The 13,469-nt window shown below is 71.4% G+C and carries 9 protein-coding genes and 1 pseudogene; 3 read left to right on the plus strand and 7 right to left on the minus strand.

Going from position 1 to position 13,469, the window contains the following annotated elements; all coding sequences use genetic code 11:
• Positions 1 to 752 precede the first annotated feature (752 nt).
• Both KJK29_RS39475 and KJK29_RS39480 read left to right on the plus strand, forming a co-directional pair.
• Positions 753 to 1,412, plus strand: a pseudogene (locus tag KJK29_RS39475) (FtsK/SpoIIIE domain-containing protein); the annotation flags it as partial.
• Positions 1,404 to 3,413, plus strand: a complete 2,010-nt coding sequence (locus KJK29_RS39480) for an FtsK/SpoIIIE domain-containing protein (protein WP_370869217.1) — start codon at positions 1,404 to 1,406, stop codon at positions 3,411 to 3,413. The pseudogene KJK29_RS39475 and the gene KJK29_RS39480, both read left to right, overlap by 9 nt.
• Positions 3,414 to 3,484: 71 nt before the next feature.
• Here KJK29_RS39480 and KJK29_RS35045 read toward each other — a convergent pair whose 3' ends face one another.
• The 7 genes from KJK29_RS35045 to KJK29_RS35075 all read right to left on the minus strand — a co-directional run bounded on the left by KJK29_RS35045 (position 3,485) and on the right by KJK29_RS35075 (position 12,669).
• Positions 3,485 to 8,032 (minus strand): DUF6531 domain-containing protein, encoded by a 4,548-nt coding sequence (locus KJK29_RS35045; protein WP_215123200.1) that lies wholly within the window; start codon positions 8,030 to 8,032, stop codon positions 3,485 to 3,487.
• A gap of 10 nt (positions 8,033 to 8,042) precedes the next feature.
• Entirely contained in the window at positions 8,043 to 8,729 is a 687-nt protein-coding gene (locus KJK29_RS35050) for a hypothetical protein (protein ID WP_215123201.1), read from the minus strand.
• Between the two features lie 31 nt (positions 8,730 to 8,760).
• Positions 8,761 to 9,075 carry a hypothetical protein gene (locus KJK29_RS35055; protein ID WP_215123202.1) on the minus strand — a complete coding sequence of 105 codons (315 nt, stop codon included), beginning with the start codon at positions 9,073 to 9,075 and terminating at the stop codon, positions 8,761 to 8,763.
• A 75-nt stretch (positions 9,076 to 9,150) separates the two neighbouring features.
• On the minus strand, positions 9,151 to 9,450 hold the full coding sequence (locus KJK29_RS35060) for a WXG100 family type VII secretion target (RefSeq protein WP_215123203.1): 300 nt from the start codon (positions 9,448 to 9,450) through the stop codon (positions 9,151 to 9,153).
• Positions 9,451 to 9,532: 82 nt separating this feature from the next.
• On the minus strand, positions 9,533 to 10,015 hold the full coding sequence (locus tag KJK29_RS35065) for a YybH family protein (RefSeq protein WP_215123204.1): 483 nt from the start codon (positions 10,013 to 10,015) through the stop codon (positions 9,533 to 9,535).
• 42 nt (positions 10,016 to 10,057) lie between these two features.
• Positions 10,058 to 11,500, minus strand: coding sequence for an MFS transporter (locus KJK29_RS35070; RefSeq protein ID WP_251058014.1), 1,443 nt, complete (start codon positions 11,498 to 11,500; stop codon positions 10,058 to 10,060).
• On the minus strand, positions 11,497 to 12,669 hold the full coding sequence (locus tag KJK29_RS35075; RefSeq protein ID WP_215124561.1) for an FAD-dependent monooxygenase: 1,173 nt from the start codon (positions 12,667 to 12,669) through the stop codon (positions 11,497 to 11,499). Before KJK29_RS35075 ends, KJK29_RS35070 begins: the two co-directional genes overlap by 4 nt.
• Positions 12,670 to 12,845: 176 nt before the next feature.
• Here KJK29_RS35075 and KJK29_RS35080 point away from each other — a divergent pair, with 176 nt between their 5' ends.
• The gene (locus KJK29_RS35080) at positions 12,846 to 13,451 is read left to right on the plus strand and encodes a TetR/AcrR family transcriptional regulator (protein WP_215123205.1); all 606 of its coding nucleotides are present in this window, start codon (positions 12,846 to 12,848) and stop codon (positions 13,449 to 13,451) included.
• Positions 13,452 to 13,469 lie beyond the last annotated feature (18 nt).

A 13,469-nucleotide genomic window follows, 5' to 3' on the forward strand; every position in this document is an offset into this window, starting at 1 on the left:
CCGCCGTCGGCCCCCGGCACCGTCTGTGGGAACGCCGCACCTTTGACGCCGACTTCCTGGAACTGCGCGTCGGAACCGCCGACCTGCCCTCGGACGTGGTGCTCCAGGACCCGACCAAGGACGAGCACCGCCGCCAGGACCCGTGGACCGCGTACGACGTCCCGGTGACCGTCGCGCTGCGTGAGCACGACGTCCTCGGCATCGCCGGCGAGGGCTCGGCCGCGCGCTCCGTGGCACGGTGGGCAGTCGCCCAGGCCGCCGTCCTGCACAGCCCCCGTGACCTTCAGATCCATCTGCTGACGACCGGCGGCCCGGGCCGCGACGGCTGGTCCTGGCTGCGCTGGCTGCCGCATGTGCGGAAGAAGTCCGGCGACACCCCGGCCAGCATCGGCTACGGCACCGAGACCTGCGCCCGCCGGGTCGCCGAACTGACCGCGCTGGTCGCCGAGCGCGCCGGACGGGAGGACCGCCGGAGCCGGTCCGCCGGACCCGATGTGCTCGTCGTCCTCGACGGAGCCCGCAGGCTGCGTTCGCTGCCGGGCGTGGCGCAGATCCTGCGCGACGGACCCTCCGTCGGCGTCCGCGCGGTCTGCCTGGACGCCGAGGAGCGGCTGCTGCCCGAGGAGTGCCACGCCGTCGTCGTCGAGGAGCCCGGCGGCACCGTACGGGTGGGACGCTCCGGGAGGGGCACCGTCGGCGGTGTACGGCCCGACGCGGTGTCCCTGGACTGGTGCCGCTCGCTGGCCCGCGCGATGGGCCCGCTGCGCGACCCGGGCGGGGACGAGGAGGAGGCCGCGGTGCTCCCCGGTTCCGCGCGACTGCTCGACGTCCTCGCCCTCGACCCGCCGCGGGCCGCCGGCATCCGGGCGCGCTGGAGTGCCGGGGGCCGCTCGACCCGGGCGGCCGTCGGCGTCTCCCTGGACGGCCCGTTCCACCTGGACCTGCGCCGCGACGGCCCGCACGGGCTGGTCGCCGGCACCACCGGCTCCGGCAAGTCCGAACTCCTCCAGACCCTGGTCGCCTCGCTCGCGGTGGCGAACCGTCCGGACGCGATGACGTTCGTCCTCGTCGACTACAAGGGCGGCTCCGCGTTCAAGGACTGCGTGGACCTGCCGCACACCGTCGGCATGGTCACCGACCTCGACGCCCACCTCGTCGAGCGGGCCCTGGTCTCGCTGACGGCGGAACTCACCCGGCGCGAGCACATCCTCGCCGCCGCCGGTGCCAAGGACATCGAGGACTACGTCGAGTCGCTGGAGCGCGACCCGGCGGGCCACCCCCCGATGCCCCGGCTGCTCATCGTCATCGACGAGTTCGCCTCGATGGTGCGCGACCTGCCGGACTTCGTGAAGGGCCTCGTCAACATCGCGCAGCGGGGCCGCAGCCTCGGCATCCACCTGATCCTGGCGACACAGCGCCCCAGCGGCGTCGTCTCCTCGGAGATCCGCGCCAACACCAACCTGCGCATCGCGCTGCGGGTGACGGACTCCGGCGAGAGCCAGGACGTCATCAACTCCACCGAAGCCGCCGGGATCTCGCAGCGCAACCCCGGCCGCGCCTACGTGCGGCTCGGCCAGAACTCCCTCGTGCCGTTCCAGTCCGGACGGGTCGGCGGCCGACGGCCCGGCGCCACGACGACCTCGCTGCCGGCGCCCTGGGCGGTGGCGGTCGGCTGGGAGCGGCTCGGCGAGCCCCTCCCGCCGAGGCCCCGGGCCGCGGCCGCTCCCGCCGAGGCGGAGACCGACCTCACCGGACTCGTCGAGGCGATCCGCGACGCGGACCGGGAGATGGGCATCCCCGCGCAGCACAGCCCCTGGCTGCCCCCGCTGCCCGAGAAGCTGGTCACCGGCGAACTGCCGCCCGCCCCGGACTCGGACTACGACCTGGCGCCCGTCGCGTACGGCGTGGTGGACCTGCCCGCCCAGCAGGCCCGGCAGCCCCTGGTGATCGACCCGGCGACGCTCGGACACCTGCACATCGTCGGCTCGCCCCGGCAGGGCCGCTCGCAGACCCTGCGCACTATCGCCGGCATGCTGGCCCAGGCCCACACCCCGGCGCAGCTGCACCTGTACGGCATCGACTGCGGCAACGGCGCGCTGCTGGCCATGGAGGGGCTGCCGCACGTCGGAGCCGTCACCCAGCGCACCCAGCCGGACCGGGTGGCCCGGCTGCTCGCCCGGCTCACGGGGGAGCTCGCCCGGCGCCAGGAGATGCTCGCCGCCCGCGGCAGCGCCGACCTGACGGAACTGAGGCGTGCGCTGCCCGAGGACGAACGGCCCCCGCACATCGTGCTGTTCATCGACCGCTGGGAGGTCTTCGACAAGCAGCTCGGCGAGTACGACTCGGGGAACCTGCTGTCCGGGGTGCAGAACCTGCTCCGGGACGGCGCGAGCGTCGGCATCCACCTGGTGATGACCGGCGACCGGGCGCTGTTCTCCAGCCGGGTCGGCAACTCCACCGAGGACAAGCTCGTACTGAAGCTGAACGACAAGTCCGAGTACGGCATGATCGGCGTCACCCAGCGGAAGGTGCCCGACGAGATCCCGCCGGGCCGGGCCCTGCGCGCCGCCGACAAGGCGGAGGTGCAGATCGCGCTGCTCACGGATGACCCCGGGGGCCAGGCGCAGGCCGCGGCCCTCCAGCGGATCGCCGGGCAGTGCCGTGAGCGGTCGGCTCACCTGCCCGCCGCCACCCGGCCGTTCCGCGTCGACACCCTGCCGGACCGGCTCACCTGGGAGGAGGCGGCCGGCTACGCGCCGCAGCCGTGGCCGCACTCGCGCTGGGCGCTGGCCGGCGTCGGCGGCGACGAACTGACCGCCTTCGGGCCGGACTTCTCGATGACGCCGACCTTCCTGGTGGCGGGCCCGGCCCGGTCCGGTCGCAGCACGGTCCTGTCGACGGTCGCGCTGTCGCTGCTCGCGTCGGGCACCCCGGTCGTGATCGGCGCCCCCGTCCGCTCGCCGCTGCGCGATCTCGCCGGACGGCCGGGTGTGCTCGCGGTGTTCGACGAGTCCGACATCGCCCCGACGGCGCTGGAGGAGGCGCTCTCCACGGCCCCGGACGGTGCGGTGGTGCTCCTCGACGACGCCGACCTGCTGCTGAAGACGAAGGCGGAGCCCGTCCTCACGCAGATCGCCAAGTCCGGTGCCGAGAGCGGCCGGGGCCTGGTGATCGCCGGCCAGACCGACCGGCTCTCCTCCGGCTTCTCCGGCTGGCACACCGAGGCCCGCCGCAACCGGTACGGGCTGCTGCTGAAGCCGCAGAACATGAGCGACGGCGAACTGATCGGCGTGAAGGTACCCCGCAGCCGACTGGGCGCGGCCCGCCCGGGCCGGGCGATCCTGCACCTGGGCGACGGGGTGCTGCGGACCGTGCAGGTGCCGGAGACGGTCATCCCGCCGACCGGGGGCTGAGGCCCCACGGGTCCCACAGGTCCCACTGCGGAGGGCTCCCGCCCCGGCGACGGCCGGGACGGGAGCCCTCGCTATTTGGGCTTGTTGGGGAAGATCACGTTGTTCACGAGAGCCCCGGTCTTATGGTGGGTGAACTGGAATCCATTGTTCCCGCGGACGCTCAGGCTTATATCTGACGGGACGGAGTTACTCCCCTTGTATATGGGTGTCACCTTGTATTCAATCTTTTCTCCGGCGTCAACAGCCTTGCGTATCGCGTTCTCATAGTGCACATGGACCGGTGCGTTCGTATTGCGGTGCATGGTGACGAAGTTCAGCGTGCTCTTGTTCGAGCCGCCGATCTGGGCGCCGAGCAGATGACCGCGATTGAGATTCTTGCCCGACTGCCAGCCCGGCGGCTCGGACGTGGGACGGGGCCTGGTCTTGCCGCCCGTCATGCCCTGGTCGAGTTTGGCAATTACTCCCCGCGGGCGATTCTTCACGTCGAGTTTTGAGTACTTGACCTTCCCGCCCCAGGTGATGTCCGCCTCATTGCAGGGGGCCAGCCCCAGCGGGTCACTGAATGCCTGCGGATTGTCGACGTACGTCACAGGGTTGGGAGCGGGCGCCAGACCCAGGGGATCCGGTGCCGTGTACCGCCCGCTCTCCGGGTCGTAGTGACGGAAGTAGTTGTAATGGAGGCCGGTTTCGCGGTCCTCGTACTGCCCCGGGAAACGGAAGGGTGTCAGGGCCGTGGCGTCGCGATGATGCGCGGTGGTTCCCCACAGGGTGGTGCGGGAGCGCCAGGCGATGTCGCCGTGTTCGTCGACGAGTTCGGTGGGAGTGCCGACGAGGTCCGTGACCACGGCGAAGAAGCGGGCGTCGTATGCGCCCTGGCCCCTCGGCTTGCGCTCGAGCTGGGTGAGGGGGCGGTGGCCGTCGTGTTCCCAGGTCAGGGTGACGCCGGTGGTGGTGTCGGTCTGTTCGGCGAGGGCGGAACCGTCCCAGGTGAAGTGGACGCCTTCGACGGTGGTCCGGCCGTCCTCGGCCATGCGGTACTTCGCGGTGCGACGCCCCAGCGGGTCGTACGTGTAGTGCCAGCGGTTGCCGTCGGGGGTCGTACAGGCGGTGAGGCGGTCCTCCGCGTCCCATGCGTAGCGCCAGGTGTCGGGCTTCCTCGACGGCCGGCGCTTCTGGCGCAGCACCATGCGGCCCGCGTCGTCGTGCTCGTAGCGCACCGCCCCCGCTTCCCGGATGCGGGTGCCGCTGTAGGTGCGGGAGCCGCGGGCCTCGGCCCCGGGTGCCTTCTCGGGCCAGGTGGCCTCGGTCTGGTTTCCGGCCTGGTCGTAGGCGTACGACTCGGTCCAGCCGTCGCCGGCGACCGACAGCGGGCGGCCGACCGGATCGAGTTCCATGTCCCGGCGCAGGCCCGTCGCGTGGTCCGCGATGCCGATCAGGTGGTTGTCGGCCCGGTAGGTGTAGGACCGTTCACGCAGGGTGCGTCCCGGCGTGATCAGGGAGTGGGAGACCGAACGCCCGGCCATGTCCCAAGCGGTCGTCGCCCTCACAGGGGAGGCCGACGTGCCCCATACACGCGCCAGTTCCCGCCCGAGGACGTCGTGGGTGAAGTCCAGCCGGTGTCCGTCGCAGGTGAGGGCGTCCCGGTTGCCGTTCCCGTCGTAGGTGAGCTCGGTGACGGCGCCGCCAGGGGTGGTGCGGGAGGTGCGGCGGCCGAGGACGTCGTAGGTGAAGCGGGTGGTGCGTCCGTCGACGGTCTCGGCCACGATCCGGCCCAGGAGGTCCCGTTCGAGCTCCAGCGTCGAGGTGGGGGAGGCGGCTCGGACGAGTGCTCCGGCCGAGTCGTACGCGTACGACGTGATCACCCCGGCCGTGTTCTTCTCCACCAGCTCGCCGACGGAGTTGTACCGGAAGGTGATCTCCTGGCCGAGCGGAGTGGTGTGGGAGACGACCCGGCCCACCCCGTCCAGCTCATAGGTGATCTCACGCTCGTCGAAGTCGGACTCCGCGATGACGTTGCCCGCGCCGTCATAGGTGTAGTCCCAGGTCAGGCCTTGCGGGTTGACGACCTGGGTGCGGCGGAGCTCGGCGTCGTAGGCGAAGGTGTGGCGGGCACCGTCGGGCGTGGTCCGAGCCGCCAACTGATCGAAGTGGGTGTACTCGAAGCGGGTGGTGGCGCCCGTGGCGTCGGTGCTGGTGAGGCAGTTGCCCTCGCCGTCCCAGGTCAGGCGCTCACTCCGGCCGTCGGGCGCGGTGCGCTCCGACAGGAGGCCCTCCACGGTCCAGACCGCGCGGGTGATCGCGCCCGCTGGATCGGTGACGGTGGTGGGCCGGCCGAACGCGTCGCGTTCGATCGTCGCCCGGTGTCCGGCCGGGTTGCCGACGGCCAGGGGAAGGCCCGCGCCGTCGACCTCGTAGGCGACCTGCGCGCCGGCCGGGTCGGTGGCCGAGGCGACCGCTCCGCCCCGGTGATGGGTGAAGCGGTTCGTGGCGCCGTCCGGTGCGGTGACGGCCGTGAGGTTGCCCCGCTCGTCGAACTCCTGCCGCCACGTCACCCCGTCGTGGCCCGTCAGCGTGACGGGGAGGTTCAGGCCGTTGTACGTCGCCGTGGACCGGCTGCCGTCCGGGAGCTCGATGGCCGTGGGGTTGTGGGCCCTGTCGTACGCGTAGCGGATCGTGTGGCCGAGGGCGTCGGTGCGGGCGAGGAGGTTGTCGTAGCGGTCCCACTCGGAGGTCGTGGTGTGTCCCAGCGGGTCGGTCTCGGCGGTGACCTGGTGGAGGTCGTTGAGCTGGTAGACGGTCGTGGCGCCGCAGGCGTCGGTGTAGTGCGTCCGGCGCCGGTCGGGGTCGTAGCTCCAGTGCGAGGAGAGGCAGCCCTCGGGGCCGATGGTCTCCGTGACGCGGTTGTCCTCGTCGTAGACGTAGCGGTACGTGGAGTCGTTCCGGTCGGTCCAGGAGGTGATGCGGGACCGGTCGTCGTAGCCGAACACCAGGGACTTGCCCGACGAGTTCACCACGTGCGTGAGGTTCCCGTCCGCGTCATGGCTGTAGGACATGACCTCCACCGGGCCGTCGGGCGTGCTCACCGTCAGACGGGTCAGCAGCCCGGCGAGGCAGTGCACGTCGACCCGGTAGCCGCCGGAGTGGACCAGACCGGTGGGGGTGCCGTCCTCCGTGCGCGAGACGGTGACCTCGTTGCCGTTGCGGTCGTGCCACCCGGTCAGCCAGTACCAGTCGTTCTCGTCGTCGTCGGGACGGTCCGCGAAGGTGCGGACGACGCCCGTGTGGGGATCGGTGATGCGGTAGGTGACCTCCCCCTCGGCGCCGGCAGAGGTCAGCGGGAGGCGGGGGCCTTCCTCGGGCCAGGCCGCGTCGTCCGAACCGGCGGCGGGAAGCCCCGGGTAGGTCAGGATCGAGCCGTCCTCACGGGCCCACAGCACCCGTCCCCGGCCGTCGACTTCGAGGCGCTCGTCCAGGGTGGAGGCCCAGGACGGGCCGAAGAACTGGCCGTAGCGGTACGTCGACAGATGCGTACGCGTGATCACCAGCGGCAGGACGCCGGGCAGCTCCAGATCGGTCTGCGTCAGCAGCATCTCCCCGCTGGCCACATCGACCGGGTCGGTCTTGCAGGTACGGCCGTTCGCGGCCCGGCTGTTGAGGCGGGTGCCGCCCTGCGGATTCCTCATCGAGGCGGGCTTGACTCCCTTGAGAGCCGAACCGATCCCCCCGACGCCCTTGAGGAGCGCGGCCCCGCCCCCGACCAGGCCCACGACGCCGAGCACGATCTCGGCTATGTTCCACTCGCCCGTCTCCGCCATCGTGGAGATGTTGATCCCCAGCGACGCGGCGCCGGCCACGACGCTGCCGATCGTCAGGGCGATGCCCAGCCCCTGCAGGCCGGGCACCAGCAGGGCCAGGACACCCAGGACCGCGCTGATGATGCCGAACGCCGTGCTCAGCGCCTTCTTGATCTTGTCCCACAGGCTGTAGCCCGCGACCGACTCGTCCTTCGCGTCGTCCAGCTTCTGGGCCGCGACGGAGGCGTCCTCCTCGCGCACCTGCCGTGCGTCCTCGGCGAGCATGCGGGCGGCGTCGAGGTCCGCCTGCGCGTCATCGGCCTGCATCCGCGCCGTGGACTGCTTGCTGTGGGCCTCGTCGAGCGCCCGTCGCGTGCTCGCCCGCGCCTCCGCGTCGTCCGGAGGATGTTCGGCCCCGTCCAGCCGGCCGATGTCGGCACCGGCCGCGAGCGCCACCGCGGTCGCCGACGCCAGCCGCTCCTTGGCCTCCCGGCCCTTCTCCAGCGCGTTGTCGGCGTTGCGCTGCTGATCGAGCAGCGACTGGACGTACGTGTCCAGCGCCCCGGCCGCCTGGTCGTACGAGCTGTGCAGCTTGCGCACCTGCTCGGCCAGGTCGCCCAGCTTGTCCCGGAGCTTCTCCATGGACTTGCCCTCGCCCACCTGCCGGTTCTCCAGCCCGGAGACGAGGGGGAGGGCATCGCCGGCGTTGTCCGCCACGGAGCGATAGCTCCTCGCGAGCTGCCCGAGCACCTCCGCATCACCCGGAGTCGGGTCGTCCGAGAACCCGAAGACCGATTCCCACTCGGACACCGCTGGGCGCGCCATGGCCGCGACCTCACTTTCCCTTGTCTGCTTCGCCCAACGGGCCGACACCGGCCGGGTCCTCGAAACGGAACGACTCCGCGATCGCGTCGAAGACCTCGTAGAACTGGTCCGCCAGATCCACGTTGGGAGTGGAACTGGCGAGCACCAGATAGTCCCGGCTGTTCGGCACCGGGATCAGGGTGTGCCGCACCGCGGTGGGCACGGGCGTCCCCTGGTGGTCCACGTCCTCGATCCTGGTGATCCGCCCGGCCGCACCGACGTGCGGCAGTTCCACCAACTCCACCTCGCCGGGGGGCAGTCCGGTGCCCTCCGCCTGGTCGCCGAGCTGCACACCGGCCGCGACGACGAGGTCCGCGAGATCCTCCGACTGATCCTCGGGAACGGAGATCCGGACCACGACCGTCGTCGCGCTGAGCACCAGCGGCCCACTGCCCGCCTTGAGGATCCTGAGCATCCCCGACGCCCGCAGCGCGCCCCGCGCGTGCGCCTCCCGGGCGGTGCGCCGGGTGCTGCGGATCAGCTCCTCCACCTGCTCGCGGGAGAGCCGCGGTGCCTTCTTCACCTGGGACTCGATACGGCGGCGGATCGACGCGTCCCGGGTGCTCGGGTCGAGGTCCAGCTGCCACCAGGAGTCGGGGAACCTCAGCGTGTAGCCCGCGGGCGCGCCTTCGGGCCGCTCCGTGACCGGCTGCGTCATGACGCCCTTCCCTTCCGCACGACGTCTCCTGTCACGCTTGCCTCTTCGATTCGTCCAGCGAGTCGGCGCTGTCCTCGTCCGTCTGCGTGAAGTTCTCGGAGATCACGTCCGCGTTCTCGGAGAACTTCTTCACGTTGTCGTGCACCCGTTCGTGACCCGCGACCCACGCCTTGTCGAACCCGTCGAGAGCCTCCGCGAGCCGGCTGTCGCCGACGAAGCTCTCGAAGTCCTCCCGGTCGCCCGCGGCGTGGAAGAGAGTCGCGCTGTCGCCGATCAGATCCCCGATGTTCTGGAGCTCCCTGGCCGTGTCCTTCAAGTCCTGCACGGGAACGCTGATACGCCCCATCGGCGTCTCCTCTCCTGCTCCGGCCGTCCGGCCCCGCCTCACGGGGAGGGCGCGGGCCGGACGGTGCCGGGTACGTCAGCCGATGGAGCCGGACGTCTGGTCGTCGGTGTCGACGAACGCGTCGGCGACCTGCTTGATGAACTCGCTGACGCCCTGCAGCCCCTCGATCGCCTCCTGGGTGCCGTTCTTGTACTCCTCCCAGAAGGGACGGAACTTGGTCTCGGAGCCCGGCGTCGCGTAGGCCGCCTCGACCATCTCCTCCATCTTGGTGTTGGCCTCGTGGAGGCTCTGCTGCATCAGCTCCTTCTGGTTCTGCAGCCAGGTCGAGGCCTCCTGCATCTCTTCCGGGCTGATCTGGATGTTGCCGCCGGCCATGCCGATGTCCTTCCGTCGCTCCGTGTCGCCGCGGCCGTCGGGCCGCACACACCGGGCTCTACGGGGCACCTGCCGGGGTGGTTCACGCCTCTTGCGAAACGGCGGGGAGGCCCGCGCCGAACGCCCCGTCGAGGGTCCCGGCGGGCAGCACCTTGCTCGAGTTGTGCTCGCGGACGATCCGCCAGCCGTCCGGCGTACGGCGCCAGACCAGCGAGGTCGTGGTGCGCAGGTCCGTGGCGCCGTCGGGCAGGGTGATCCGCGCTGTGAACGTCAGGGTGGACGCGGCCAGTTCCTGGCCCGCGATGACGTGCGGCCCGTCGTCGACGGCGTGGTGCGCGGAGACCATGCCGCGAAAGCCGGGTTCCCAGATCGAGCCGTAGCCGGCGGCTGTCGTCGCCACCCGCTGCTCGGGGTCGAAGTCGTCGTAGAGGCGGACGTCCGGAGAGCCGAAGTCGTAGAACCCGCCGAAGATCCGCCGGAAGTCGAACGGCGGGTCGCCCTCGTCGCGTTCCCAGCCGAACACCCACCGGACGTGCAGGTCCGCGATCACTTGTCCAGGATTCATGACTCGACGCTATGGCCGCGGGCGAACGTCAGGGAGGGTCCGTCACACCCACCCAGATGCCCGCCGGTCGCGTGCCAGTAGGGTCGCGGGCACCGCCGCGAGGACGAAACACGCCCCCGCCGACGCGACATAGAGGTACACGCCGGTCGCCGTGCTCACCGGGGCGCCGTCGGCGAGGGTCCCGGGAACGTGGCTCGCCTTGAGTATCTCGCCGCCGGCGATGTTGAGGACGACCGAGCCGAGGGCGAGTACGACCGACACCAGGCCGGCGATCGTGCCCTGCCGCTCGGGCGCTTCGAGGCTGGTCGCCAGGTTGTAGCCGGAGGCGCCGATCGCACCGGCGGCCACGCCGAGCAGGGTGCCGCAGACGACCGCCAGGGGGAGCATCGAGACCCCCGCCAGCATCGCGAGGGTCGCCGCCGCACCGACGGCGATGCCGCCGAGAAGGGGCAGCGCGGGACCGAACCGCCCCGCGAGCCAGCCGGCGCACGTGCCGCCGATCACGATGCCGAGATTGGGCGCGGCGAGCAGCACCGCGACCGCCTCTCCGTCGCCCAGCCCGTAACCGAGCCCCAGGCCGGGCGGCACCTGGGCGACGATGCCCGTCAGTTGCAGCATGCTCCGGAAGGACCCCGCCGCCAGGACCAGGGCCAGCAACGTCAGCAGGATCGGACGGCTGAGGGCCCGGATGTCGATGACGGGTTCGTCGACCCGCAGCGCGAGGAACGCCCAGCCGGCCAACCCGGCGGCACCGGCGGCCAGCAGCGCGACCATGCCCACGGACAGCCAGCCGAGGTCGCTGCCCAGAGTGGTGTAGGCGAGCACCGCGCCGAGTCCACCGCCGAGCAGGAGCGCTCCGCCCACGTCGATCCGGCCGGTGCCGCGGACGGGCGACTCCGGGATGAAGGACCGCACGCAGAGCGCGGCGATCGCGGCGAGCAGCGCCGCCACGAGGAACACGCTCCGGTAGCCGAACACATCGATGACCGGCTGCATCAGGAACGGCTCGACGATGCCGACGACCGACGAGCCGGACGTCACGATCCCGACCAGGGCCATCGCCACCCGCGGGGTGCAGATCCGGCGTGCCAGGGCCACCGTGATGAAGACCGCGGCGAAGGCGGCGCCTTGGAGGAAGCGCCCCACCAGGAAGATCCAGACGTTGGGGGCGACGAGGCAGACCAGCGCTCCGATGCAGGCGAGGAGCAGCGTGCCGATGAGGATCCGGCGGTGGCCGAAGACGTCGGAACTCTTCGCGAGCAGCGGCGACCAGAGGGCCCCGGCCAGCAGCGCGCTCGCGTTCAGCCACGCGGCCTGGTCGGTGTCGAAGTGCTCCATCAACTGGGGCAGGACCATCATGGGGGAGCCGATGGCCACGTCGGCCAGGACGTTGGCGAGCGTGAGAACGGCGGCCCAGCCGATGAGCCGCTTGCTCCAGCGCTGCTCCTGGGCGCGGGGGGCGGGCTTTTCCAGTGTGTCCTTCACTCCGCGTCCCCTCCAGCGCGCCGGGGCGTGGTCCGCTCAGGGCTGTCGGGTGTCGCCTGTGTCGCTCGCAGCGTCTCGTTGCGGGCGGCGATGGCGGCCCAGGTGGTCGGCAGCATGCGGTCGCGACCGCTGTGGACACGGTTCTGGGCGAACGTGACATACGGGCGCTGCCGGGCCTCGTACCGTGCGAACGCGGCGGTGTGGTCGCCCCCGCACCGTTCGAGTTCCTCGGCGAGGAAGCGGGCTCCCATGAGCGCGAGTGAGGTGCCCCGGCCGGACAGGAAGGCCGGGCTGTACCCGGCGTCCCCGACGAGGGCGACACGGCCGCGGTGCCAGGAGGGCAGGTGGATCTGGCTCGCGGAGGTGAAGAAGAACCCGGGATCGGCGAGGGCCGCGTCGAGCAACTCCGGTATCCGCCAGGACCGGTAGCCCGCGAAGGCGTCGACGAGGATCTTCTTCTGGGCGTCCAGGTCGTGATGGTCGTAGTCGATCCGTTCCGAGCGGAACTGGAAGACCGCGACGGCCTTGCCCTGGTACCGGAACAGGCCCGCCATGCGGCCGGGGACGTTGTAGATCGAGTTGGGGCCCTCGGACGACGCCTCGCCGGGGTGGTCGGCGAGGGCGAAGTAGACACCGAGGTGCCGGAGGTAGTCCTCCTCGGGCCCGAACACCAGCCTGCGTACCGCGGAGTGCTGGCCGTCGGCACCGAGCACCAGGTCGTACCGCCCGGTGCGGCCCGATGCGAAACGCACGTCGACGCCGCCGTCCCCTCCGCCGCTCACGCCGTCGTCGGTCAGGGTCTCGATCGAGTCGCCGAAGCGGATCGCCGCGGTGTCCGGGAGCGCCTCGGCGAGGATGCGGACGAGGTCCTCGCGGAGCAGCTCGATGTCGTCGTCGGAGTCGCTGACCTCCGCCATCGGGATCCGGGCCACGGGCTCGCCCGCGCTGTCGACGAACCGGGTGAGCTCGGACATCCGAACCCGTCGCTTCTGGATCTCGGCACGTAACCCCATCCCGTCCACGGCCTCGATCGCGTCGCCGCGGATGTCGATGGGGGTGCCGTTGAGCCGGAGGCGGCGGGCGTATTCGACGACGGTGACGTCGTGGCCGCGGGTGCCCAGCTCAAGTGCGCAGGCGAGCCCGGCGATTCCGGCTCCGGAGACAAGCATCTTCACGTAGGCGCTCCAGGTGTCGCGGTGGTGAGAGTGAGTGTGCTCGTGAGTGTGCGACCCTTAAAGAAACAGGCTGTCGCTTTTAGCGAGCTTACTGAGTACCGGCTTGCACCGCAACGCCGCACCTGACGACAATCGGCAACCGAGCAGAGAAACAGGAGGTGAGCGCGGCGATGGCCGACGGGACCGCTGACCGGTCGCCCGCACGGCGCCCCGGTGGCCGCAACGCGCGTGTGAGAGCGCAGATCCTCGCCGCGACCGTCGAACTCGTGGCGCGCGACGGCATCGCGGGCTTCCGCTACGAGGAGGTCGCCGAATTCGCCGGCGTCCACAAGACCAGCGTCTACCGCAACTGGCCCGACCGCGAGGAACTGGTGGTCGAAGCCCTGCTGCGCTACGCCGAGGACCTCGCCTCGGTCGCCGACACCGGCGACATCCACCGGGACTTGGCCGACTTCGTGCTGGCCCTCGCCGGTGGCCTGGAAACGCCGTTCGGCCGGACCCTGGAACAGGCCTTTCAGCCCGCTCGCCAGAGCGCCACCGTCGAGGCGCTGACCAAGATCCTCGACCAGCGCGTGGCGGCCCTGCGGCGGCGGGTGGACACCGCCGTCGACCGGGGCGAACTCCCCCCGGTCGACAGCGCCTTCCTCGGCGAGATGATCTCCGGCCCGGTGCACCTCATCGTGAACCGGGGCATGCGCACGTTCACCCGCGAGGACGCGGAGCGCATCGTCGGCGTGGTACTCGCGGGCATCCGGGCCACGGCACCGCACGCCTGAGCGGGCTCAGCGGCCGGC

Source organism: Streptomyces koelreuteriae (assembly GCF_018604545.1).
GTDB lineage: Bacteria > Actinomycetota > Actinomycetes > Streptomycetales > Streptomycetaceae > Streptomyces > Streptomyces koelreuteriae.

Excerpts from the sequence above, each read along its gene's own strand:
- KJK29_RS35080 (WP_215123205.1), top strand. The coding sequence starts at position 12,846 with ATGGCCGACGGGACCGCTGACCGGTCGCCCGCACGGCGCCCCGGTGGC.
- KJK29_RS35050 (WP_215123201.1), bottom strand. The coding sequence starts at position 8,729 with ATGACGCAGCCGGTCACGGAGCGGCCCGAAGGCGCGCCCGCGGGCTAC.
- KJK29_RS35060 (WP_215123203.1), bottom strand. The coding sequence starts at position 9,450 with ATGGCCGGCGGCAACATCCAGATCAGCCCGGAAGAGATGCAGGAGGCC.
- KJK29_RS35065 (WP_215123204.1), bottom strand. The coding sequence starts at position 10,015 with ATGAATCCTGGACAAGTGATCGCGGACCTGCACGTCCGGTGGGTGTTC.
- KJK29_RS35075 (WP_215124561.1), bottom strand. The coding sequence starts at position 12,669 with ATGCTTGTCTCCGGAGCCGGAATCGCCGGGCTCGCCTGCGCACTTGAG.
- KJK29_RS35055 (WP_215123202.1), bottom strand. The coding sequence starts at position 9,075 with ATGGGGCGTATCAGCGTTCCCGTGCAGGACTTGAAGGACACGGCCAGG.
- KJK29_RS35045 (WP_215123200.1), bottom strand. The coding sequence starts at position 8,032 with ATGGCGCGCCCAGCGGTGTCCGAGTGGGAATCGGTCTTCGGGTTCTCG.